The organism is Aerococcus sp. 150760013-2, assembly GCF_053627715.1.
Genome location: NZ_JBSEYI010000002.1, coordinates 89,434 through 112,955, shown reverse-complemented (window position 1 = coordinate 112,955; position 23,522 = coordinate 89,434). Strand labels below are relative to the sequence as shown.

General features: G+C 39.3%; 21 protein-coding genes. 4 read left to right on the top strand and 17 right to left on the bottom strand.

The window, feature by feature from the left end:
* Positions 1–50: 50 nt before the first annotated feature.
* The 6 genes from ACUW85_RS01790 to gndA form a co-directional block, all read right to left on the bottom strand.
* Positions 51–1,268, bottom strand: a complete 1,218-nt coding sequence (locus tag ACUW85_RS01790) for a cobalamin-independent methionine synthase II family protein (RefSeq protein WP_182023062.1) — start codon at positions 1,266–1,268, stop codon at positions 51–53.
* A 248-nt stretch (positions 1,269–1,516) separates the two neighbouring features.
* Positions 1,517–3,295: a pyruvate oxidase gene (gene spxB / locus ACUW85_RS01785; RefSeq protein ID WP_182023061.1), complete on the bottom strand. Its 1,779-nt coding sequence runs from the start codon at positions 3,293–3,295 to the stop codon at positions 1,517–1,519.
* A 412-nt stretch (positions 3,296–3,707) separates the two neighbouring features.
* Positions 3,708–4,055, bottom strand: coding sequence for an LbetaH domain-containing protein (locus ACUW85_RS01780; RefSeq protein ID WP_259345332.1), 348 nt, complete (start codon positions 4,053–4,055; stop codon positions 3,708–3,710).
* A gap of 149 nt (positions 4,056–4,204) precedes the next feature.
* The gene (locus ACUW85_RS01775; RefSeq protein WP_182023060.1) at positions 4,205–5,728 is read right to left on the bottom strand and encodes a sensor histidine kinase; all 1,524 of its coding nucleotides are present in this window, start codon (positions 5,726–5,728) and stop codon (positions 4,205–4,207) included.
* Entirely contained in the window at positions 5,728–6,435 is a 708-nt protein-coding gene (locus tag ACUW85_RS01770; RefSeq protein ID WP_003143523.1) for a response regulator transcription factor, read from the bottom strand. Before ACUW85_RS01770 ends, ACUW85_RS01775 begins: the two co-directional genes overlap by 1 nt.
* Before the next feature lie 44 nt (positions 6,436–6,479).
* Positions 6,480–7,913 (bottom strand): NADP-dependent phosphogluconate dehydrogenase, encoded by a 1,434-nt coding sequence (gndA, locus tag ACUW85_RS01765; protein WP_016897637.1) that lies wholly within the window; start codon positions 7,911–7,913, stop codon positions 6,480–6,482.
* 241 nt (positions 7,914–8,154) lie between these two features.
* On the opposite strand from gndA, the gene ACUW85_RS01760 reads away from it, so the two are divergent.
* Complete coding sequence (locus ACUW85_RS01760; protein WP_259345331.1) at positions 8,155–8,325, top strand: MerR family transcriptional regulator; 171 nt, start codon at positions 8,155–8,157, stop codon at positions 8,323–8,325.
* A gap of 70 nt (positions 8,326–8,395) precedes the next feature.
* On the opposite strand, the gene ACUW85_RS01755 is transcribed toward ACUW85_RS01760, so the two are convergent.
* The 8 genes from ACUW85_RS01755 to ACUW85_RS01720 all read right to left on the bottom strand — a co-directional run bounded on the left by ACUW85_RS01755 (position 8,396) and on the right by ACUW85_RS01720 (position 16,592).
* Positions 8,396–8,890 carry a thiol peroxidase gene (locus ACUW85_RS01755; RefSeq protein ID WP_182023058.1) on the bottom strand — a complete coding sequence of 165 codons (495 nt, stop codon included), beginning with the start codon at positions 8,888–8,890 and terminating at the stop codon, positions 8,396–8,398.
* Between the two features lie 95 nt (positions 8,891–8,985).
* Positions 8,986–10,203, bottom strand: a complete 1,218-nt coding sequence (thiI, locus tag ACUW85_RS01750; protein ID WP_182023057.1) for a tRNA uracil 4-sulfurtransferase ThiI — start codon at positions 10,201–10,203, stop codon at positions 8,986–8,988.
* Between the two features lie 13 nt (positions 10,204–10,216).
* Complete coding sequence (locus tag ACUW85_RS01745; RefSeq protein ID WP_048726813.1) at positions 10,217–11,362, bottom strand: cysteine desulfurase family protein; 1,146 nt, start codon at positions 11,360–11,362, stop codon at positions 10,217–10,219.
* Positions 11,363–11,608: 246 nt separating this feature from the next.
* Positions 11,609–13,324, bottom strand: a complete 1,716-nt coding sequence (locus ACUW85_RS01740; RefSeq protein WP_149314991.1) for a septation ring formation regulator EzrA — start codon at positions 13,322–13,324, stop codon at positions 11,609–11,611.
* Between the two features lie 288 nt (positions 13,325–13,612).
* Entirely contained in the window at positions 13,613–14,224 is a 612-nt protein-coding gene (gene rpsD, locus ACUW85_RS01735; RefSeq protein WP_003143535.1) for a 30S ribosomal protein S4, read from the bottom strand.
* A 222-nt stretch (positions 14,225–14,446) separates the two neighbouring features.
* A complete protein-coding gene (locus ACUW85_RS01730) occupies positions 14,447–15,136 on the bottom strand; it encodes a 5'-methylthioadenosine/adenosylhomocysteine nucleosidase (protein WP_016897643.1) in 690 nt (229 codons plus the stop codon).
* Positions 15,137–15,176: 40 nt separating this feature from the next.
* Positions 15,177–16,034, bottom strand: coding sequence for a hypothetical protein (locus ACUW85_RS01725; protein WP_048726561.1), 858 nt, complete (start codon positions 16,032–16,034; stop codon positions 15,177–15,179).
* 12 nt (positions 16,035–16,046) lie between these two features.
* Positions 16,047–16,592: an NUDIX hydrolase gene (locus ACUW85_RS01720; protein ID WP_048726564.1), complete on the bottom strand. Its 546-nt coding sequence runs from the start codon at positions 16,590–16,592 to the stop codon at positions 16,047–16,049.
* Between the two features lie 279 nt (positions 16,593–16,871).
* On the opposite strand from ACUW85_RS01720, the gene ACUW85_RS01715 reads away from it, so the two are divergent.
* From ACUW85_RS01715 to ACUW85_RS01705, 3 genes are all read left to right on the top strand, one after another.
* Positions 16,872–17,507 carry a 5-bromo-4-chloroindolyl phosphate hydrolysis family protein gene (locus ACUW85_RS01715; protein ID WP_182023056.1) on the top strand — a complete coding sequence of 212 codons (636 nt, stop codon included), beginning with the start codon at positions 16,872–16,874 and terminating at the stop codon, positions 17,505–17,507.
* Positions 17,508–17,519: 12 nt separating this feature from the next.
* Entirely contained in the window at positions 17,520–18,725 is a 1,206-nt protein-coding gene (locus ACUW85_RS01710) for a toxic anion resistance protein (RefSeq protein WP_048726570.1), read from the top strand.
* A 102-nt stretch (positions 18,726–18,827) separates the two neighbouring features.
* Positions 18,828–19,073, top strand: coding sequence for a GlsB/YeaQ/YmgE family stress response membrane protein (locus ACUW85_RS01705; protein ID WP_048726574.1), 246 nt, complete (start codon positions 18,828–18,830; stop codon positions 19,071–19,073).
* Between the two features lie 171 nt (positions 19,074–19,244).
* Here the strand turns inward: ACUW85_RS01705 and ACUW85_RS01700 are convergent, their stop codons facing one another.
* From ACUW85_RS01700 to ACUW85_RS01690, 3 genes are all read right to left on the bottom strand, one after another.
* A complete protein-coding gene (locus tag ACUW85_RS01700; protein WP_026465385.1) occupies positions 19,245–19,457 on the bottom strand; it encodes a cold-shock protein in 213 nt (70 codons plus the stop codon).
* Position 19,458: 1 nt separating this feature from the next.
* Positions 19,459–22,245, bottom strand: coding sequence for an isoleucine--tRNA ligase (ileS, locus tag ACUW85_RS01695; RefSeq protein ID WP_182023055.1), 2,787 nt, complete (start codon positions 22,243–22,245; stop codon positions 19,459–19,461).
* Positions 22,246–22,600: 355 nt separating this feature from the next.
* On the bottom strand, positions 22,601–23,512 hold the full coding sequence (locus ACUW85_RS01690; protein ID WP_048726581.1) for a DivIVA domain-containing protein: 912 nt from the start codon (positions 23,510–23,512) through the stop codon (positions 22,601–22,603).
* Positions 23,513–23,522: the final 10 nt, after the last annotated feature.

Sequence of the window (23,522 nt, the reverse complement as noted above, 5' to 3'; positions counted from 1 at the left end):
GTTTGTGACAGCTCTGCCACAACCCTTTTTATATAGCTAAATAACTCGATTTATTCTCCGTAGAAGTGTTTAGAAGCGATTGCTGCACCTTCTACAAGGGCGTCTAATTTAGCCCAAGCGATTTGCTCGTGTAAACGTCCACCTAAGCCACAGTCAGTTGAAGCAACGACGTTTTCTGGTCCAACGATTTCACCGAAACGGATTAAGCGTTCTGCGATTAATTCTGGATGCTCAACCGCATTTGTTGAATGTGATACTAAACCAGGAATGATGTATTGGCCTTCTTTTAAGCGGCCTACTTTTTCCCATACTTTCCATTCATGCGCATGACGTGGACTTGATGCTTCAAAAGTAAATCCTGCTGCATTTACTTCTAAGCATTGGTCAACGATGTACTCTAATGGAATATCAGTTGTATGTGGTCCATGCCATGAACCCCAGCAAATATGTAAACGAACTAAAGCTGGGTCGATACCTTTTAAGGCACGGTTAATAGTGTCAATACGTAATTGTAACCAACGTTGGAAGTCTACAACTGATGGCTCTGGATTGATTTGGTCCCACGCTTCAGCCAAGTCTGGCGCATCAATTTGAACGATGAAACCAGCATCTGTGATTGCTTTATATTCTTCATGTAACGCGTCTGCTAAATCATTTAATAAGGTTTCTTCATCACCATTGTAGTAGTTATCTTGTAGACGAGCTGCTGAACCTGGAGATACAGCTGCAATAAATCCTTTATCTAAGTTGTTTTTAGCTAGTGAAGATTTTAAGAAATCTACGTCACGTTGTACTTGGTCTTGACCAACGTAAGTCACTTTATCAGCGAAAACTGGGTTCCCAACAGCTTTACGTTTACCTAAAACACCAGAATCTGGATCTTCATAGGCGGCTGAGAAAATTGCACGGTCACGACGATCAGGGAATGATGTTAATTTAATATTTCCTGGTGTTGAACGAATCTTTTCAGGGTTTGCCCACCGGTCTTGGTCAGTCATTTCTAAACCGCCTAAACGGTAGAATGAGTAGTTCCACCAGGCACCAAAGTCTACTGGCCCAGATGTGATATGACCATATTCACCATCATTTACAATGTCGATACCAAGTTCTTTTTGTTTTGCAACAACTTGATCCACTGAATCTTGGATGATTTGATTGTATTCTTCGTCTGAAATTTCATTTTTTGCACGACGGTCATTTGCCTCTAATAATGTTTTTGGACGTGGTAATGAACCTACATGTGTGGTTAAAATTTTCTTGTTTGTCATAGCTAAAACCTCCAACTTGTTTAGATAAATTGTAACACATCTACAAAACTATTATGTCTTGATCAAAGTATCGAAAAACTATCAAGCTTGATTAGGAAATTTTGAACACGATGGTTGGAAATATGGTCCAAATAACTATTTTCGCAAGAATTCTATATAAGCAAAAACAGGCTGGGGAGAGCCCCAGCCTGTTCTTATCTCGTCTGAATATAATAAATCTTAGTTACTAATCTAAGGTTACCAAATGATTATTTGATGTATTTAGATTCTAGGCCTTCAGCTTCTAAGTACTCTCTGAATGGTACTAAGTTAGCAGCTTCGTAACGTTCTTTGTAAGCTTTGATTTCGTCTTCGCTGTATAGTTTTGAATCTAATTTCAATGTTTCTACAGGGATTGGACGGTCTTGAGTAATCTTACAGTCGATAACTACAGTATGACCTGCTTTATTAGCTGCAACAGCTTCAGCCATTACACGGTCCATATCTTCGATACGGCTTACAGTAAATCCTTTAGCACCTTGTGCTTCAGCGATTTTAGCGTAGTCAACATCTGTAAAGTCTACACCGAATAAGTTTTTGTTAGTATCTTCATATTTGTTTTTGATGAAGGCATATTCAGTGTTAGAGAATACAACGTTGATTACAGGCATGTTGTAACGTACGTTAGTTACTACATCTGGGTAAGTCATAGAGAAGGCACCATCACCGATGATGTTCCAAACTTGACGATCTGGGTAAGTGTTTTTAGCACCTAAACCACCAGGGATAGCGATACCCATTGTCGCGAATAATGGAGAAGTTCTCCACATGTTTTTAGGTGTCATGTGTAAATGACGAATAGATGTTTGTGTTGAGTTACCAACATCGATTGAGTAAATTGCATCTTCATCAGCATGGTTGTTAATTGCATTGTACACTTGGTAGAATTGCAAGTCGCCTTCTTCTTTAGTTTCTAACATGTTGATGTATTCACGCCAGTTAGCGATGTTTTTCAAGTTAGCTGTCCACCATGCTGACTCTTCAACAGCGTCAACTTTGTTTAAGATTTCGTCGATTGCTAAACCAGCATCACCTAGGATAGCAACATCAGCGTGGTGACGTTTACCTAACATAGCTGGATCAATATCGATTTGGATGAAGTTATCCACGTTACGGAAAGTACCTTCAACCTCTGAGAATGGGAAGTTTGAACCAGCAAATAATACTGTATCTGCTTCTAAGATAGTTTCGTTAGCTGGTTTCCAACCTACACGGTAAGTAGAACCAGTTAAAGCTTCAAAATCATACTCGAAAGTTTCAAAGTTTTTACCAGTAGTGATAACTGGTGCTTTGATTTTACGTGCTAATTCTTGAACTGCAGGACCATGGCCCATAGTACCAATACCAGCGTAGATTACTGGACGTTTAGAGTTGTTTAATAATTCAACTGCTGCGTCGATATCTTGTGCTGCTGGAGCGATTGGTTCATATTTACGTAAGCTGTTTGCAGATGAGTACCATTGGTCGTTGTCGATTTCAACTTTAGCGAAATCACCAGGTACTTCTAGAACTGCTACACCACGTTTAGCGATAGCCATACGAGCCGCTTCGTCAACTAATTTTGGTAATTGCTCAGCGTAAGCTACACGACGGTTGTAAACTGCAATGTGGTCGTACATTGGGTTTTGGTTTAATTCTTGGAAAGCGTCCATGTTTAATTCGCGTTGTGGACGAGAACCTAAGATCGCAACTACTGGAATGTTATCCATTGCTGCATCGTATAAACCGTTAATCAAGTGAGATGCACCTGGACCACCAGAACCAACAGTAACACCTAGGTTACCGCCGAATTTGCTTTGCATTACAGCAGCCATAGCACCTACTTCTTCGTGTTTCACTTGTAGGAATTTAACGTTGTTTTCTTCTTCACCCATCGCGTCCATCAATGAACTTAAAGTACCTGAAGGAATACCGTAAATAGTATCTGCTCCCCAAGATTCTAAAATCTTCATAACTGCTAAACCGATGTTAATTTTGTTATCTGACATTTAGATTACCCTCCATTTGATTTAAAAATATCACAATTGAAATAATAGCACTTAAAACAGCTTATTCCAATGAATTGCCACAAATATCCTTTGTGAGGTCCATAATTAGCCAAAAATACCCCTTTTTTAGTACAATATTGTTTCGTTTACAATAAAGTGGTACAATGGCTTAAATTGTACTAGTACAGTTTCAGAGGTAAAAACCCTTGTAAATCAAGAACTTTTAAAAAGTAACTACTATTAACACTACTACACAAGTTTACTGTTGCAAAATTAAGTAAATTCCCTTCTTTTTCTCACGATTAAAGTCAGTAAACTTTGTACATTAGAAAGTTAGTGAAGAATATCTTTATTGTATGTAAATAGAAGAAATAACCAATGGCGGATATTTTTAGTACATTAATCCACATCGTTATAGATAGGCTATCCCTAAATGATCATGGCGCCCTTTTGGCATAATAGGATGGTTTAACGTAGAAATCATTGTATTAGGTCCAATCAACACGTCGTTTCCCATAGTCACTTTAGCCATATCAAGAATTGTCACATTATAATTGGCTAGAAAATTATCGCCCACTCCAATATTAGCCCCACTATCACAATTAAAGATAGGTGTCACAAAGGGTTCTTTCCCAACTTTGCCAAATAAATTGCGGATAGTCTCATCCAAGGCCTCTTTATCAGAAGCATCTACACTATTTAATCTCTTATAGCCTGCGATAGCTCTCAATTTTTGACCATTGCCCTCTTTGTCTAGCAAGAATAGGGTAGCCCTGCATGTAACTTTTCCGTTTCTGCTATGTTTTCAATGTTCTTAGTCACCTTATATACCTACCTTTGTATTTAAAATTAACTATGTAGAAAAACAGAAACCTCCCACTAGTTAGCGTAAGATTTCTGTTCGCATGCTTATATTTGATTTTTCTGGTCATTTGCTGCTTCTTCCAACAATTGATCAATTCGTTCACGATCAGCTGCTGAAATTTCGTCTAAGGTATTCAAGATTGGGAAGCGGACATGGAAAATAGACCCATTGCCCAGTTCACTCTCTACGAAGATAGAACCCTTGTACCCTTTGATTAATTCTTTCGCGATTGATAAACCTAGACCATTCCCTCCACGTTCACGCGACCGCGCCTTATCCACCCGGTAGAAGCGGTTAAAAATACGGTTTTGGTCTTCTTGAGACATCCCCTCACCGAAATCTTGGATGGCAATTTCAATATAATCAACGGCGTTGGTCGCAACAGAAATATGGATTTCTTGGCGATCAGTTGAATATTTGACAGCATTGTCCAATAAAATAATCAGGATTTGTTCAAGGTGGTTACGGTAAATCTGAATCTCATAATTACGACGCAGGTCATTTTCCAAGAAGAATTGAAAGTCTGGGTATAGGACCTTGAAGTTTTGGAAAACTTGATTGATCACTTCATTGATTAACGTCGTCTTATCGTAATACTGTGCATCAACCTGCCCTGCTCGAGATAAATCTAACATCTCTTGCACGAGGACTTTCATTCGTTCTAGCTCATTTACAGAGGCTGATAGCGACTCTTCAAGTATCTCTGGATCATCCTTACCCCAACGGTTTAACATGTTTAAATGCCCTTCAATGATGGCTACTGGTGTTCGAAGTTCATGAGAAACATCTTCTACAAAGTGAATTTGTTGGTCAATATACTCACTCGTTTGATCAAGCATCTGGTTGATACTTTCAGAAATTTCAGTGATTTCACCGCGGTATTCTGTTACGTTCAAACGGCGGTCAGCAATATTATCTGCAGTGATGTTCTTTAAGAAACGCTTCATCTTTTGAATCGGTTGAATAAAGTAATAAGCTACACCAAGACCAGCGACAACGGAGATGACCAAATTAACCCCCGCCATAATGATCAATTCAGTTTGTTTATCAGATAATTGATTGGCGACTGATTGGTAATCAAAGGTCGCAAAATAATACCCAATTTGGTCAGACCCATCATATAGTAATTGATAAGTCAGGAAGTCACCAGTTTCATCCGATTTTGTTCGGCCTGTCGTTCTATTAGTTGAGTAACTATCTACAGTAGTCCCTGAATTATAAACCAGGTTGCCATTTTCATTATAGACTTGGATTTTCACGTTATGTTCATTCAAGTAATCTTCTAATGAAATATTTTCAATGGCAATCCGTGATTGGAATCCTTCACGCACTTCTGAAGCTGGGCGCGACGCTAAAGAATTTAGATAGGTTTGTAAATACGTGTCAATTTGTGTAACCTCAGTCACATAGTCTTCTTCTAGCGCTCGTTGTTCTTGAATATTTGAAATGATGGGGCTCACACTCAAGGCCAACCAAAACAAGCTAGATAAAACTAAGCCCCACTTCCAAATTAATGAAAATGGGTGCTGCAGTTTTGTTTTAAAATCATTTAAAACGCTATTAAACATTATTCTGGAGTCCTCATTACATAGCCCGTACCACGGACAGTTTGAATGTAACCTGGTTGACCATCTACATCGATTTTATTTCGTAAGTAACGAATATAAACATCTACCACGTTGGTTTCAACTTCAGTTGTATAGCCCCATACTTTATTTAATAATTCTGTACGAGGTAATACCACGTTAACGTTCTCCATTAACATCACCAATAACTCGTACTCACGTTTTGTTAAATCGATAATCTCTTCGCCACGGCGAACGATACGATTTTCTTTTTCAACAGAAAGGTCACGGAAAGTTACTTTCGTTTGTTTTCTGTGTTGTTGTTCTTCTTCGATATCAATACGACGAAGTAATGCACGAATACGTGCCAATAATTCTTCAATCGCAAACGGCTTAACGATATAGTCATCGGCACCGTGGTCAAAACCTGATACACGATCAATAACTGAATCTCTAGCCGTCATGATGATTATCGGCACATCTGAAGTTGGTCGTAAACGACGACACACTTCAATCCCGTTAATCTCTGGCAGCATTAAATCTAACAAGATTAAGTCCCAGTTGCCTTCTTGGGCTTTCTCAAGCCCAATACGACCATCCTTAGCAAGTTCTGTTTCATAGCCCTCATGTTTAAGTTCTAATTCAACAAAGCGCGCTAAGTTTTTTTCATCTTCAACGATTAAGATGCGTTTTGCTTTTTCTTCACTCATAATTTCACCCTATTTCCTGCACAAATTCATGGGCAAGCCCAAAATTAAGCATCGATTTGTTCTTCTTTATCCCATAATAAGTGATAAGAACCTTCAGCATCAACACGTTCATAAGTATGCGCACCAAAGTAGTCACGTTGTGCTTGAATGATGTTCGCTGGTAAAGTTTCTGAACGGTAGCTATCGTAGTAAGACAAGGCAGATGTGAAACCAGGTACTGGAATACCAGACTTAATTGCTTCTGCTGCTACTTCACGAGTTGCTTGTTGGTAATCTTTAGCAATATCCATAAAGTATTCATCTAATAAGATGTTTTCTAAGTCAGCGTTGTTTTCGTAAGCGTCCATGATTTTTTCTAGGAAGCCTGCACGGATGATACATCCAGCACGGAAAATAGCTGCGATTTCTTTATAGTTCAAGTTCCAATCATATTCTTCTGACGCTGTACGGTATTGGTAGAAACCTTGCGCGTAAGACATGATTTTAGAGAAGTATAAAGCTTTACGAATTTTTTCAACGAAATCATTTTTGTCGCCTTCGAATGCTGTATTTTCTGGTCCAGCTAACACTTTAGAAGCACGAACACGTTGGTCTTTCAATGCTGAAATGTAACGTGCGTAAACTGATTCAGTAATTGTTTGTAATGGTACACCAACATCTAATGCTGATTGAGAAGTCCATTTACCAGTACCTTTGTTACCTGCACGGTCCAAAATCACGTCAACCATTGGTTTACCTGTTTCTGGATCATGTTTTGTTAAAATATCAGCTGTAATTTCGATTAGGAAACTGTCTAATTCACCAGTGTTCCAATCTGCAAAATGATCAGCGATTTCAGTAACAGGTAAGTCTAAATGACGACGTAATAAATCGTAAGTTTCAGCGATTAATTGCATGTCACCGTATTCGATACCATTGTGAACCATCTTAACGTAGTGTCCAGCACCATTGGGGCCGATGTAAGTTACACATGGTTCGCCATCGCTAGGCGCTTTAGCTGCAATTTGTTTTAAGATTGGTTCAACTATATCATACGCTTCTTTAGGACCGCCTGGCATCAAGCTAGGGCCTTTAAGCGCGCCTTCTTCACCACCAGAAACACCCATACCAATGAAGTGGATACCAGAACCGTCAATTTCGTTAGAACGACGAATTGTATCTTGGAAGAATGTGTTTCCGCCATCAATAATGACATCGTCTTTATCTAATAATGGCATTAATTGACTGATTGTTGCATCTGTTGCTTTACCTGCTTGTACCATTAATAAGATACGGCGAGGTTTTTCTAATGAATTCACAAACTCTTCCACAGTCTCAGTAAAAACTAAGTTTTTATCTGAATTTTCATCTACAACAGCTTTTGCTTTGCTGGTAGTGCGGTTAAATACAGCCACCGTATATCCACGGCTTTCGATATTCAACGCTAAGTTCTTGCCCATTACGGCCATTCCGACAACACCAATATGTGCTTCAGTCATTTATTTTCCTCCTTAAGGTAATAACTTGATGATAAAACCTTCTCATATAGTATCAAATAATCTCATAATTTAAAAGTATCTCATCATAATCATAGTAAATTTAACGCTTATTTTTAGCGCTTATTCATAATTCATTTCTTATTATACCACTATCTTGAAAAAATTCATTTAGAAGATACCGGAAGAAAGCAATATCCTTTTGTGTTATAATGGTCGAGAATTAAAAATGAGGAGTATTGATATGCGTAAAAGTCCAAAGAAACATACACTAGAAAAACGTGGCTTCGATAAAATGTACAATAAAAAAGACAAGAAAACCGGTAAAATCTTTACTTGGATCATGTTAATCTTGATTCTATCATCAGTAGTCTTGTCCTTAGGATTTGCCTTATATAGCTATTTCGGTATGTAACAATTTGAATATACTAGTAAAAAAAGGAGATGAGACAAAAGCGTCACACCTCCTTTTTACTATCTATTTTTTACGCTAGTGAGTCAACTACTTGAATAGCACTTTCGTAATCTGGTTCGTTTGTTACTTCATTAACGATTTCTTTGTAAACAACATTACCTTCAGTATCGATAACGAACATTGCACGCGCTAATTTGCCTAATTCTGGTAAGAAGATACCGTAGTCTTTACCGAATGTTGCTGCATCGTTTAACATAAGCATATCTGAATCATTTTCAGCTTTCCAGTTAGATAAAGATTCATCAGTATTCATTGATATTGTCGCAACTTCTACGCCCTCACCAGCTTGTTTAGCATAGTCACTGATGCGGTTTGATTGGATAGAACATACAGATGTATCAATATCTGGTACAACGGATAATAAAAGTACTTTACCAGCAAAGTCCGCTTTACTTACTTTGCCACCATTTACTTCATTCACCTCAAAATCAGGTGCCGCTTGGTTTACTTCTAACGGAGTACCTTCTAATTCTACAACTTCGCCTTTAAATGTAACAGTTGGCATAATGTTAATTCCTCCTTTGATTGATTAGCTTTAGTCTATCACTAGTATAACAATAACGTTAAGGAGAACTCAATTCAAAAGGGTTACACCTTACATTATAATAATTCGCTAAAAGCGTCTGAATCTTCCTTGTTGCGCGATCCAGGCATAATTTTTTCGCCCATAGCACCTTCAACAGCCCGTTGTACTAAACCTTCAATATCTAATTTTGCCTCGTAGTAGGCAATATCATCCAATTTTGGCTTAGTTTTTGGTGATGGTGGCGCAAAGACGGTACAACAATCTTCAAATGGTTGTATAGATAAGTCAAAGGTATCAATTTTTTGCGAAATATCGATAATTTCCACTTTATCCATAGCGACAACTGGACGGATAATCGGCGTTGAAGTCACTTCATTAATAGCGAACATTGATTCTAGTGTTTGTGATGCCACTTGGCCAATCGATTCACCGTTTATAATCGCTAAGCCATTGTATTGTTTTCGCAATTCATCTGAAATACGCATCATCATCCGGCGGGTAATGGTCATCAAGTAAGCCGGGTTTACATGCTCTTTAATGGCTTCCTGGGTTTCCGTAAATGGCACTTCCACAAAGTTAATCCAGCCACCAAATTTCGTCAGTTTTTCCGTTAAGTCCTTCGCTTTATTCAAAGCTTGTGGACTAGTATAGGGTGGTGAGGCAAAATGGACAGCCGTGATCCGCATCCCACGTTTCATGGCTAAATATCCGGCTACCGGTGAATCGATCCCACCTGATAACATCAATACTGCATTTGCAGATGTCCCTACTGGTAATCCGCCTGCCCCGTTAATCCATTCTGACGATACCAAGAAATCTTGTTCGCGCACTTTGACACGAATGGTTAAATCTGGTTTCTTCATTTGAACTTTTAATTCAGGGAATTCTTCCGCCAAAAAGCCACCCAAGGCTTGGTTGATATCATTTGTATCCATTGAATAGTTGTGGTCTGAACGCGATGTTGCCACTTTAAAAGATTGCACGCCATTTTTAGCGATTTCAGCCTTCACTAATTTAACGGCTGCTTCTTTTAACGAGTCGAAATCGCGCTCTAATTCAATCGCTGGTGAGAAACTTTGAATACCAAATACCTTTTCCAAACCAGCAAGGACCTCATCTTGAGGCGCCCCATTTAATTCCATAAACATAAAGTCATATTGTTGGTTGATTTTAATGTCTGGGTATTCACTTAAAGCTTCGCGGATATTTCGGCCTAGGGTTGTCACGAAGTTACGCTTGTTCTTACCCTTCGTCGATAATTCACCGTAGCGAATCATAATTAATTCTTTCATATTACCTCCCGTATTATTGAATGCGTTCAAATTTCTTCATTAGTTTCGTATATACATCGATAAATTGGTTGACTTCAGCCATGGTATTGTCTTTTCCAAAACTTAAACGAATGGCTTGTTTAGCCCAAACTGGATCCACCTTCATTGCCCCAAGTGTAGACGAGCTATTGTTGACGGCACGACTTGAGCAAGCACTAGTTGTAGACACGATGATATCCTCATCTTCCAAGGCATGAACCATCACTTCCCCGCGGACACCTTTTAAGGCGAAACATAGGACATGTGGCGCTGCATCTTCAGGACTAAAGACTTGGACAAGGTCTGTATGTTCGGCAAAAAAAGCGCGCAATTTGTCTTGCATAGCAACCTCTTTGGCCTTCACATCCTTGGCTTCAGCTAGAGCCATCCGGAGGACTTTTGCAGTCGCTGCAATCCCCGCTAAGTTTTCAGTCGTTGACCGTTGGCCCATTTCTTGGCCACCGCCATCAAGCAAATGACTAATCAAACGGTTTTGTTTCTTATATAAAATACCGATGCCACGTGGGCCGTTAAACTTGTGGGCTGAAAAACTCATCAAGTCAACACGGTCATGGATTAATGGTTTTTCAAAAGTTCCGACACTTTGCACACCATCAACATGGTAATGGATGGTCGGATATTTTTCTAACAAGTCACCAATTTCAGCAATCGGTTGAATAGCACCAATCTCATTATTGACCGCCATTACAGATACTAAAATCGTCGTCTCTTTGATCGCCGCAGCCACATCTTCAACATGGACTTTCCCCAATTTATCAGCCGGTAGATAGGTAATCTCAAAGCCATTTTGACTCAAGGTTTCCATGGTATTACGGACAGATGGGTGTTCCACACTTGAAACGATAATGTGGTTACCGTGGTATTTCAGCTTTTCCATCGCGGTTCCTTTGATGGCCCAGTTATTCGACTCCGTACCACCTGAAGTGAAAAAGATTTCCGTTGATTGTGCGCCTAGCAAGTCGGCAACTTGTTTACGCGCTGAATTTAATAGTTTTGATGCTTCAGTCCCCAACTTATGCAAACTAGACGGGTTACCGTAATATGTCTGCATGACTTGTGTCATCGTTTGTAGTGCTTCCGGCGCAATTTTCGTCGTTGCGCTGTTATCAAAATAGATCATTTCTGACATGGTCGTTCCTTCCTTTTTCCCTTTTCAACTCTTAACATATTATAGCCATATATCACAAATTGCAAGTAGCTGGCCCCAAAGTAACCAACCTTAACTTGACAGCCTCTATCTGGAAAATAAATACCCGCTAAATAGCCTGGATTCATCCTTTTCCAACCTAAAGCTTATAGTTGATAAATAGCTACTACTGACTAAAAACAGCAAAAGACCGAGCACATGTCTCGGTCCTTTCTAAAATTAGCCTACTTGATTTTCTTGGTCATACTGCTGAATGATTTCTTGTCTTGCACCTGGTTGAATTTGGTCAACCGCTTGGGCAATATTTTCAAAGGCATCTTCGTATAAAAATTCTTTATCGAATAAATAATATGACCGTTCTATTACCGCGTTCAACTCTGGATGTTGCGGACGGTAACGGTTCGCGTATTGGATCGCTGACTCTGTTAATTGGGCAGCGCGGACTTGTTTTTCAGTTTCATCATCCAAGTATTCAATCGCCTTAGCAATTTGATCGGTTAGATTTTCAATTTCTACCATGTCTAATTTGACACGGTTTAATGATTCTGACAATTGATCAATGCGGTCGCTTGTATCGAAGAAGTAATCTAAGTACTCATTAGTCAAGCCTGGTAAATGATGAATTTCTACTGAACGCTTGATGTTACGCAAATCAAGTTCGAACATGTATAAGTCATCGCGCGCATCACGCTCTCTTTGACGTAGGTTAGCCAAAGCCACAACAATCGCTGATTGACCTTTGTCAATTTCAGCTAACTGGTCATAGATTTCACGATAACGTATTTCCATATCTGAATAAGCAATTTGGTGTTCTGCTAATTGGTCATCTGTTGTTTTCAACACGTCTTTTTGCCGTTCAATCTGATCAGCGTATTCTTGCATTTTACCCATCTCATTGTCATATAATATGTAATTTTGCGCTACACGGTCAATTTCTAATGCCCCATAGCGGTTGCTTTGTGTTACTTGTTCCAAGCGGCGTTGAACAGCACCTTGGTTTTTCCCAATATACTCTCTTGAAGCAATTTCTTTCTCCATCAAAGTATAAGTATGGTCGATCTGTACCCCAGCAGCTTCCATTAGTTCAGAAGCTTGGGTCAAGTCTGCATCTGACACAGCCTTTTTAGCTTCAGCTACTTTCTTTTCAGAGGCAGAAATTTCTTTTGGAATATCAACATCAATAGGGAAGTGGAAGTTTTCCTCTTCCATATGTGCAAAACCTTGTTGCATATCGGCCACTTGTTCCACATATTCTTCGTTTAACTTGCTATACAAATTCGGAATTTTTTCCATCATTTGCTCTAATTCGTTCAAGTCAGCATCGATTTGTACCAATACCTCTTGAGCGCCTATGAAATCACCATCATTCATTTGTTGGTGATACTTAGTGAAATCAAGTTCGATATAAGCTAAATGGTGCTCTAAGGTTTCTAGGGCATCGCCAAATTTATAGCCGTGTGCCAGCAATTGTTTACGTAAGGCTGCGTAGCGCTCGTAAGTTTCTTCATGCTTGTCTTCAGATGCTTTTTCACTGGCTAATATTTCAGTTAAACGGTCGTTGATGCCATTCACTTCATCCTTCGTTTCTTCTAGGATGGTTTCTACTTCGTCAGCAACACTTCTTGCTTTAACGATGTTGTATTTATCCGTGTAATCTTGGGCAGAAACTAATGCTGCCTCGATCTCTGGTAAACGAAAGCGAGTGATGGTTTGCCACTTGGCTTGTTCACTCTCGTATACTCTACGCGTTGCTCCCGAAACATTCTTGTTGCGCAGTGTATATAGTTTGTCCGCTACCGGAGTAGACATGATCTCTTGTTTTTGTTCATCTAATTCAATATTGGCTTGAGTTTGTTTACGTCCTAAATAATAAATCAGTCCGTAACCAAGTAATACCAATATAATTAAGATTAACAATGCTATTAAAAACGGCACACGCACGCCTCCTTCTATCCGTTGATATTTTATAAAAATTTTTAAAGGTTATTTAACCCCTATATTATCATAATTCAAACAAAAAAAATATGCGTTATATTAAAATTGCATTTCAAATCAATCGATTAAACAGTTTCCAGCTGAAACCTTTTTCCCAAAATACAATTTCTCTAACAAAATGACGTCCATCGTTTCAATCTGACTATCTTTCTGGTTTGTATCCATCTCTACAGCAAATAAAAAAGCCGGAACAATGTCCCGACCTTTTTGCTAACAAGTCATCTAAAATTAGATTAATTTGTTGTAGTATTCAACGACTAGAGATTCGTCGATTTCTTGGTTCATTTCGTCACGTTGTGGTAAACGAATTAAAGAACCTTCTAATTTTTCAGCGTCGAATTGTACGTAAGGTACGTGACCGTATAAGCCTTCAACTGCTTCTTTAATTACTTTAACATCTTTAGATTTTTCACGTACAGAGATTACTTGCCCTGGTTGAACGCGGAATGATGGGATATCAACACGTTTACCGTCTACAGTAATGTGACCGTGGTTTACTAATTGACGAGCTTGACGACGAGTAGTCGCTAAACCTAAACGGTAAACTACGTTATCTAAACGTTGTTCTAGTAAGATCATGAAGTTAACACCGTGTTTACCTTCTTTGATTTTACCAGCTTGAACGAATAAGTTAGCAAATTGCTTTTCGTTCATACCGTAGATGAAACGTAATTTTTGTTTTTCTTGTAATTGTAAGCCGTATTCAGATAATTTAGCACGACGACCATTACCATGTTCACCTGGTGCGTATGGACGACGAGCGATTTCTTTACCAGTACCTGAAATTGAGATACCTAAACGACGAGAAACTTTCCAGTTAGATCCTGTAAAACGAGACATTATATATTCCTCCATAAAAATAAAATTTTGGAGTAAAATAACCTTTTAAATTGACCGCATTCGTGCATTTCACCTTAGCGCTTTCGTCTTCTGCAGCCGCAGACTACTTGGCTTACTGACGGTTGTCAGTGGTTGAAATGTTGACGAGCTTGCTTCAATTTTGCTGCATTATTTTACACGCAGTCCATCATACCATTATTCTTGGCCTTCGTCAATGATAACTTAATTTAAATGTTTTAAATAGTTCAGAGTCACTTTAGCGGCATTTTGCCCTGCCGTCACCACAAATTCATCAAAGACCACATTAGCGTCTTGTTGAGCGGTATCAGAAATTGCTCGAATGACAATACAATCAACACCAAACTGGTGGGCTACTTGCGCAACAGCAGCTCCTTCCATCTCAGCACATTGCGCCCCTCTAAATGTCTGATATAAATCATTCACTTTATCAGTATCGGCAATAAATTGATCTCCTGTTAAGATCAATCCGGTTGTCGCATTTAAATCTGTTTCATGATAAGCATCTAAGAAGCCTTGAATTAAGTTTTCTGGCGCCTTATAACGGGCTGGCATTGTAGGCACTTGGCCTAATTCATAACCAAATGCACGGGCATCCGCGTCATGGTACATCGTCGCTTCCCCAATGACAATATCCCCAATTTGACGGTCTGGTGCAAGGGCCCCAGCTGACCCAGTATTGATGATTAAATCTGGGTTCGTTTGGGCAACAAGTGTTGTCGCGATTGCGGCGTTTACTTTCCCAATTCCGCAACGGGCTACAATGATTTCGTGCCCTTCGTACGATGTTGTCCATACTTCTGTTGACCCAACAATTTCACTAACACTTAGGCCTAGGTGTTCTTTATAGTAACCAATTTCTTCTTCCATTGGGCAAATAATTGCTACTTTCATCTATTATATACTCTCCTCCATTTAAATTGATTTAATTTGATTAAACATAAAAAGCGATAATGGTCAAAATGATACTCCCTAGAGTTAACAGGATAATCGCGATATTTAGGAAACGATCAATTTTAGTTGGCCCAAAAAAGGACTTACCTTTTCTAGATTCTCTGTCCGTTTGTTTAGCATCCGCATCCAATTGACCTGCATGTTGACCAAACTGATTTGCCTTATCCGGATTCGCTTCAGCATTTCCTGCACCGAAAAAAGCTTGTTGTGATTGGTCACTTCCTTCATTATCGTCTACTAATGTTTCGTCATCTCTTTCATCCTCTACTTCTTCCTCAGAAGGGCCAAAAAGGCGTTCTCTAAATGACAGCCGTTTTTTATTTTCCTTAGTAGTCTCTTCTACTGAAGGTTCTTCCGCAAGCGGCGTCGACGTTCTAGCAGCGGTCACCACATGGTCGTCCTGGTTGGTCCAAGCACCCTGACCGTTAGAATACTGGTCGGTTGGTCTTTGGCTTGTCGGAGAAAAATTTGGATTTGTTCTATTTGTCATTGGTCGTTCTGGTCTAGATGCCCGGTCAGATTGACGAGCTTTTGCTTGCTGACTTTTCTTTTCATAAAGAGCTTGGTTGAGCATATCCGCAGAAAATTTCCTTGGCGCATCGAAGTCTTCATCACGTTTAAAGACATGAGTACTACCATCAGTTGCATCCCGGTTAAAGGTTGCTGATTTTTTGTGACGTGCATCACGAGCCGCTTTATATGTCGTTGATTGACTGGGTCGCTTACTTTCTTGAATTTCGTCCGCAACTTCACTAACCGTTTTGTCGGTGTGGTCGATCTTATTTTTCAAGGCCCGGTACTGGGCACGTGTTAATTGTGGTTCTTCATCTGGCGTCATATATGTCACCTACTATCCTTGTAATGTTAAAATTTGCCAATATTGAATGGCGTAAATGGTCTTCATATCGGAAATCTCTCCTGAGGCAATGGCTGCTTTCGCTTGACCAAAGTCTAGGTATACGAGTTCGATATTTTCATCGTCGTCTTGTGCGGGTGGCTCTGGTAAGTCAGTAACGTTTTGGCAGGCATACATTTGAATGAATTCATCATTATAACCTGGCGTCACATAGAAGCCGTCTAGTTGCTGCCAATTTTCACCAGCCATCCCTGTTTCTTCCGCAAATTCTCGTTTAGCGGCCACCAATAAATCTTCATTAGGATCTACTAATCCAGCTGGCACCTCTAAACTGACTGCTTCAATTCCTTTTCTAAATTGGCGGACCAATACAATTTTATCGTCCCGTAAAGCGAAAATACCGACTGCCGGTCCATGGAAAATGAGTTCACGATCTGCAAGTTCACCATTTTGCAAACGGACTTGATGCTTCTCTAAGTTTAGAATCTTTCCTTCGTATAAGGTTTCTTTTTTAATTGTTTTTTCACCAAATGTCATCATGGTCACCCTTTCTTAAACATTATATTCGTACTTTATCTTTATATGTATATGTATATTTACTGTGATTCTGCTTTTAATTTTGGTGGCTACTCCACTTCATTTTAGCATTTTTATCTACAGTATGGGCTAGAAGGCGAAATTTTAGGGATTTATTTACATTTTCAACTGGCTTCTATTGTATAGGAATAAGCTACTATTTTTAAATAAGACTAGAGGCCGATGTTGATTGACCCCTGGTCCACTATAATAAAGTTAAATCAATCAAAGGAGTGACTAAACATGAACCGCCCGCTTCAATACATCGCAAAAATTGGTCAATATCCTTTTTACTGGCCGATGAACGTGACAATCATTTTTCTATTGTTTGTATTTGGTACCCCCTACTACCAAATTACTTTCTGGGTGTTGGCACTATCTTTCTTAGTCTTTGTAATCAGTAATATTTACACGGCCAATATCGCTGACCATCAAAGTAACCGTGAAAGATATAAACCAAGACGGGTACCCAAATCAAGAAAGGCCATCTATGAGGAAACTGACTTAACTGACCAAGAGATTCATTTTTTCCGGTCCGAAATGGCTGAAGCCTTGGATACTATCGAAACAATCTTAGGGTATGAAAACTACAATACCCATTTAAATATGGTATTTAAACGTTATGATACAAGCAAAGTCTTGAAAAGTTATTTCCAAGCCATTACACAAGCGCCAGATCGTCTAAACCAGGCGACCGATTTCCTATATCATGTGCTCCCAAATTTAAAGGGCACACTTGAACAATATACGGCCATTAATCAAGCAATGGATAAATCGCCACGGAAAATTCAAAAGTTGACTAATTTACGTGAGGAAATCGCAGACTTAGCCCAACAAGGGCAAAGTTCATTCGATAGCTTCACTAATGACCCTGAGTAAAGGAGAACCTTGATGAAAGAAGACAAAAATCAACCAGTAAACAAGCAATCTGATAATATTTCTAAATCAGTAGATGATTTAATCGCCAACCCCTTCCAAGATGCGACTTTAGCCAATTCGCCCTTAGAAAACTTAGCCAATACCGATGAGGAAACTGGTATGGAACAGACCATCTACCAACAATTATCTAAAGACCGTCAAGACCAAGCTAAAGCCTTATCAGAAAAAATTGATGCTAGCGATAGCCAATCCATCGTTTCATATGGTGCCATGGCCCAAAAACAAATCGGTGACTTCTCACACCAAATTATCGCCCAAGTTCAAAACCAGGACTTAGACGTTGTCGGAGAACAGTTACGGGAATTATTAGCCCGTTTAAATGACACGGACCCAAGTCAATTAACCAACCAAAAGCAAAATCGCATTCAACGTTGGTTTAAGAAACAAAAGGCCTCTTTATATGAAATGAATGCCAAATACCAAAAAGTTGGCTACCAAATAGATGAAATTGCTGGCCACTTAACCCGTCAAAAGAATGGTTTATTAAATGACAATCTGCAACTGGATAGTTTATACCAACAAAACTTAGAATTCTTTGAAGCCTTAAATGTCTATATCGCTGCTGCTCAAATTAAAGCAGAACGACTACGTCAAGAAGAATTACCTGCCTTAAAAGATCAAGTTACGAGCGAACACGATCAAATGACCATCCAAAAAATTGCTGACTTAGAGCAATTTATTAACCGTCTTGAAAAACGAATCTACGACTTGGAGCTAACACGCGAAATTACTATCCAACAAGCACCACAAATTCGTTTAATTCAAAATGCCAACCAAAACTTGGCTGAGAAAATCCAATCATCTATTTATACAGCCATTCCTTTATGGAAAAACCAAATCGCTATCCAATTATCCCTATACCGTCAAAAAGATGCTTTGGATGCCCAAATCGCTGTGACAGATACCACTAACCAATTATTAACAGAAAACTCTGAATTGTTGAAACAATCATCACTAGAAACAGCAAGACAGTCTGAACGTGGTGTGGTAGATATTGAAACCTTGAAACACTCACAACAAAACCTGATTGATACCATTACTGAGACCATGCAAATTCAAGAAGAAGGACGGGCAAAACGTCTACAAGCTGAACGTGAAATGGTACAAATGGAGAATGAATTAAAACAACATTTACTTAATGGTAGTCAAAAAAAATAAAATGAACATTTTAAGGTGTTATCATTTCATCTGATTTAGCACATATGTTATACTATATATATGGACAAAACGTCCAATACAAAATGAAATGGAGGAATTATCATGGGCTGGTTATGGTCTTTAATCGTCGGTGGACTTATTGGTTGGGGTGCAGGTGCAATCCTAGGTAAAGATGTCCCAGGTGGCGTTATCGGTAACATTATCTGTGGTATGTTAGGTTCTTGGGTAGGATCTACTTTCTTACAAGACTTTGGTCCTGTAATTGGTGGATACGCAGTGATCCCTTCACTAATCGGAGCTATCGTATTAATCTTAGTATTAAACTTTGTCTTAAAACGTTTAAACTAGTTTAACTATACATTCAATTAAGGGCGCTGAATCAAACGGTTCAGTGCCCTTTTTTTATACCCTATTTTCAACAATCCTCTGACCCATTTGACGAGGAAGTCAAAAGCGGTAGCGACTAAGACTTAGTGTCTAATCGCTACCGCTTTATCTATATTATTCAATTAGCTATCATTAGCCTAATTCAATATTCACTGCTTGAGGCCCACGTTTTCCTTGGGCAATTTCAAACTGTACCTTTTGACCCACTTCTAATGAAGTTTGGTCTAAGTGACGTAAAGCTGAAAAATGCACGAAGATATCATCTTCTTCTGGAAAATCTGGTAACTCGATAAATCCAAAGCCTTCTTTTTCATTAAAAGTCTTTACAAATCCGTAATAGGTCATCTTAATTCTCCTCTTCAACTAAAGCTTCAGGATAGTGGTTGATGACGATGTCAGCACAACGTGCACATAAGTGCGGTGCTGCTTCAATTGTACCAACTTCTTCGTAAACCCCGCGACAACGGTCACATGTTTCACCATGTGCATGTTCAATCGCTAAGCTGTAACCTTCGTAAGCTGTAACATCTGCACCAGCTTCTGAAAGGTCATGGATTTCTAATTGCGATACCATCAAGTATGTCGCTAATTCTTCTCCGACACTATCAAGTAATGCTTTGGTTTCTTCATTGGCAAAAATATGTAATTTCGCTTGTAATGATTTACCAATCACTTTTTCTTCACGAGCCGTTTCTAATGATTTGTTGACATCAGACCGCAAGGCCATAAAGGCAGACCATTTTTCTTCTAAAGTGTCTGCATTTTCATAAGTCACTACTTCAGGGAAGTCAGCTAATTGGGCGTATGCTTCCTCTTCTTGTAGGTATGTCCAGATTTCTTCAGTTGTATGTGGAATAACTGGTGTCAGTAAAGTCGTCACGGCTTTAGCTACTGCATACATAACCGTTTGCATGTTACGACGTTTTGCTGATTCTGGTAATTCAATGTAAACAACGTCTTTAGCGTAGTCTAAGTAGAAGTTAGACATATCTAAAGTTAGGAAGTTGGTGATTTCATGGTTGACAGTCATAAAGTCGAAAGTATCGTAAGCATGACGTACATTGCGCACCATTTCGTTTAGACGGTTCATCATGTATTGGTCAATTGATGCTAGATCTTCATAGGCAACTGCATCTTTTTTCACATCAAAGTCATACAAGTTTCCTAGTAAGAAACGTACAGTATTACGGATACGACGGTAGTTTTCAGCAACTTGACCTAAGATATCGTCAGAGATACGGACATCGTAGTAAGTGTCTACTGAAGATACCCAAAGACGTAAAATGTCTGCCCCACGTTGTTTGATGACGTCGTTTGGTGACACTGTGTTCCCAATTGATTTGGACATCTTGCGACCTTCACCATCGTTAACGAATCCTTGAGAAAGGACTGAACGGTATGGTGCTTCATCGTTTACTGCGACTGATGTTAATAGTGATGAATGGAACCAACCACGGTATTGGTCAGAACCTTCTAGGTACATGTCAGCCGGGAATGTTAGGTCTTCACGTGTGCGTAATACGCCATGGTGAGATGAACCAGAGTCAAACCATACATCCATGATATCCATTTCTTTGGTGAATTCACCGCTTGGCGATGCTGGGTGCGTAAAGCCTTCTGGTAATAAGTCTTTCGCTTCGCGCTCAAACCAGATATTTGAACCGAATTCGTCAAATAGGTTGGCTACATGTTCGATTGTTTCTGGTGTACATACAGGTTCGCCATTTTCTGCGTAGAAGATTGGCAATGGAACACCCCAAACACGTTGACGTGAAATTACCCAGTCTTTACGGTCACGGATCATGTTGTAGATACGTGTTTGACCAGATGGATGCCACCATTTCACTTCATTGTCGATGACGTCTAAAGTACGTTCACGAATTTTTTCTACTGAACAGAACCATTGTGGTGTTGCACGGTAGATAACCGGTTTTTTCGTACGCCAGTCATGTGGGTAAGAGTGAGAGAAGTAATCTAGTTTTAGTAAACGATTATTTTCTTTCATTTTTTCGATTGAAATCTCGTTACCTTTTTCGTAGAAGACACCTTCAAAACCTGGTGCTTCATCTGTAAAGTGACCTTGGTCATCTAATGGTGATAGAACATCTAAATTATAGTTCAATGACGCAAAGTAGTCATCTTCCCCGTGTCCAGGCGCCGTATGGACTAAACCAGTACCTGATTCAGTTGTTACGTGGTCACCTAAGATTAGCAATGAGTCACGGTCGTAATATGGATGTTCAGCAACCATATACTCCAAGTCATTACCTTTAACTGGTTCGCCTTCAACTGTGTAATCTGCCCATTCTAATTCCGTTGCTAGGCTATTCACTAAGTCAGTTGCAACCACAAATTTACGGTCAGCAACAGCGACTACTGAGTATTCAAAGTTTGGATTTACAGCGATAGCCATGTTAGATGGAATAGTCCAAGGTGTTGTTGTCCAGATAATGAATTCTGCATTCTCTGGTAATTTGCCTTTTGTATCGCGTGCTTTAAAGGCTACGTAGATTGAAGGTGATTCAACGTCTTGGTATTCAATTTCAGCTTCAGCTAAAGTAGATTCTGAAGATGGTGACCAATAAACTGGCTTAGCCCCTTTATAGATCAAGCCTTTTTCATACATGTCACCGAATAAACGGATTTGTTGCGCTTCAAATTCTGGTGCTAATGTTAAGTATGGGTTCTCCCAGTCACCAGCAACACCTAAACGTTTAAAGTCATCACGTTGGCCGTTAATTTGTTTCCAAGCGTATTCTTCACATAATTTACGGAATTCAGCATCTGTCATTGACTTACGGTCAACACCTGAATTGGTTAAGGCTTGCTCGATTGGTAAACCGTGCGTATCCCAACCTGGTACGTAAGGTGAACGGAAGCCAGACATAGATTTTGAACGGATGATAATATCTTTAGAGATTTTATTCATGGCATGTCCAATATGAATGTTTCCATTTGCATATGGTGGGCCATCATGTAGGACCCATGGTGTTTTATCTTTATTTTTTTCTTGACGTTGTGCGTATACGTCTTCTTCGTTCCACTCAGCTTGGCGCTCTACCTCTTTAACAGGTAAGTTACCGCGCATTGGGAATTTTGTTTTTCCTAAATTTAATGTTTCTTTCATTTTCATCGCGTAATGCCTCCTCATCGATTTCCTAGAAATAAAAAAAGCCCCATCCGCAAAAGGGACGAAGCTACCGTGGTACCACCCAGATTTTGTATACCACAAATAATGCGGTATACACTCAATAACTTTATCGCAGTCAACGGTTTACCTACTTGGGCAATAACGCATTACCTGTTCAACAAACTACTCCTGGATGATAATAAATAACTTTTCTCGCTCTAATTCGCAGCTAACATAGATTCTCTTTCGATAAATTACGTTATTTATTGTGTTCCACTCTACGTGTTCTATTTCCATACGTCATAATATTACTATAAAAATATTGTAAAAACAACTTTTGTCGCGCAAATACTCCTGATTATTCTTCAGATTTATCTGCTGCATTGGTCAAATCAGCTTCTGTTGACTCGGATTGTACCAGTTCGTCTGTCACATCTTCCGCGTCAGTTGTTGGTTGGTTTGTATCAGTTTGATCAGTAGTTTCAGCTGCTACCACTTGTGTTTCTTCAGCCGCATCAGGTGTATTTTCTGAACCAGTATTTTCTGATGAAGCAGTTTCTACAGATTCGCTAGCATTTTCTGCTACAGCACTTGTTTCTGCTTCCTCTACTACCGGTTCACTGTCTTTAAAACCACTAAAAACTGGCGCAATAGCTGGAATATCATTGTTAAAGAACTCTTCTTTACGTTGTTCTTTTTCAGCTTTTTCAGCAGCTGCCTCAAAGATTGCTTCCCCTTTATTTGACCGTACTGGTAGATCATAATCTTTCACCACTTCATCTAATTGTGGCGTCGGCACATCACCAACTGGTTTTTCAAAGAATAAGTTCTCCCAACGTGGGTCTTCGTACATATCTTTGGCTTGTAAAATCATACCAAAAGATTGGTGCAAGTAAGTACGAGCAGCTTCTTGTAGATTATCTGTTTCCGTATTAATAACAGCCGCTTTCTCAGCAGCTTCAGCAAGCAAGCGACGGGCTTCTTCTTCAGCACTTTCTACAATTAAAGAGGCTTCATTTAACGCTTCTTCACGCAAACGGTCAGCTGCTTCTTGGGCCACAAAAATCGAACGGTTAACTGTCGCTTCCTTGCGGTGGGCAGCATCTACTTCTTTATTCGCTTCGTTTAATTGGTCTTGTAAAGATTTATTTTGGTCCTCTAACTTCTGCATTGAGACGCGGACTTTATTCAAATAGTCATCTACCTCAGTTTTACCGTAACCTGAGATTTTCTGTTTAAATTTCATATTTTTAATTTCTGATGCGCGCATAAAATGAGCC